Annotated in this window: 1 protein-coding gene; it reads left to right on the plus strand. The window is 52.7% G+C overall.

Annotated features, from left to right (window positions below; all coding sequences use genetic code 11):
- Positions 1-1,796, plus strand: a 1,796-nt coding sequence (tkt, locus tag AACV20_RS12850; protein WP_170908091.1) for a transketolase, incomplete at both ends; no start/stop codon positions are given.

Raw genomic sequence — 1,796 nt, forward strand, 5'->3', positions numbered from 1 at the left:
CACTTAAACCATAACCCACAAAACCCACAATGGGCTGACCGCGACCGTTTTGTGCTGTCAAACGGCCACGGCTCAATGCTGATTTACTCTTTATTGCACCTGAGCGGTTACGCGCTGTCGATTGATGATTTGAAAAACTTCCGTCAATTACACTCAAAAACACCGGGTCACCCAGAATACGGTTACGCGCCGGGCATTGAAACCACCACGGGCCCACTAGGCCAAGGTATTACCAATGCGGTCGGCATGGCGATGGCTGAAAAAGCACTGGCGGCGCAGTTCAACAAACCGGGTCACGACATCGTTGACCACTTCACTTATGTGTTCATGGGTGATGGTTGTTTGATGGAAGGCATCTCGCACGAGGCGTGTTCTCTGGCGGGCACACTGGGCCTTGGCAAACTGATTGCGTTTTGGGATGACAACGGCATCTCTATCGATGGTCATGTGGAAGGCTGGTTCTCTGATGACACGCCAAAACGTTTTGAAGCGTACGGCTGGCATGTTATTGCTGCGGTTGATGGCCATAACGCTGAAGCGATTAATGCCGCGATTGAGGCTGCGAAAGCAGACCCTCGTCCAACCTTGATTTGCACCAAAACCATCATCGGTTTTGGCTCGCCAAACAAAGCGGGCTCACACGACTGTCACGGTGCCCCTTTAGGCGCTGAAGAAATCAAAGCAGCGCGTGAATTCCTGGGTTGGCCGCATGCACCTTTCCACATCCCTGCCGACATTTACGCGCAGTGGGATGCCAAAGAAGCTGGCCAAGCAAAAGAAACCGATTGGAACACCAAGTTTGAAGCCTACGCCGCCGCTTACCCAGCCGAAGCCGCTGAGTTCAAACGCCGCGTAAATGGCGAGTTGCCAGCAGAATGGGAAGCGAAAGCGAGTCAAATTATCGCTGACCTTCAAGCTAACCCAGCCAATATTGCGTCACGTAAAGCGTCACAAAATGCGCTGGAAGCGTTTGGTAAAATGCTGCCAGAATTTATGGGCGGCTCGGCGGACTTGGCACCGTCTAACCTCACCATGTGGTCGGGCTCTCAATCGCTCACGGCGGAAGACTTCTCGGGTAACTACATTCACTATGGTGTGCGTGAATTCGGTATGACGGCCATCATGAATGGTATCGCGCTGCACGGTGGCTTCGTTCCTTACGGCGCAACCTTCCTGATGTTTATGGAATACGCCCGTAATGCAATGCGTATGGCCGCGCTGATGAAGATTCAGAACATCCAAGTCTACACTCATGACTCGATTGGCTTGGGTGAAGATGGCCCAACCCATCAACCGGTTGAGCAAGTGGCTTCACTGCGTTTGACACCGAACATGAGCACATGGCGTCCGTGTGACCAAGTGGAATCAGCCGTCGCATGGAAGTTGGCGATTGAGCGTAAAGATGGCCCATCAGCGCTGATTTTCTCTCGTCAAAACCTAGCGCAGCAACCACGTAGCGAAGCGCAAGTTGCCGATATCGCGAAAGGTGGTTACATCCTAAAAGAGTGTGCAGGCCAGCCTGAGCTTATCCTGATTGCCACTGGCTCTGAAGTTGAACTGGCGGTGAAAGCCGCAGACCAACTTACAGCCGAAGGTAAGAAAGTGCGCGTAGTGTCAATGCCATCTACCGATGCGTTTGATAAACAAGACGCAGCCTACCGCGAAGCCGTACTACCAGCAGCCGTGACTAAGCGTATTGCAATTGAAGCAGGTATCGCGGATTTCTGGTACAAGTACGTGGGTTTTGGCGGCAAGATCATCGGTATGACTACCTTTGGTGAGTCAGCACCGGCGGA

It is taken from the genome of Vibrio sp. B4-6 (genome assembly GCF_963888245.1).
GTDB lineage: Bacteria > Pseudomonadota > Gammaproteobacteria > Enterobacterales > Vibrionaceae > Vibrio > Vibrio anguillarum.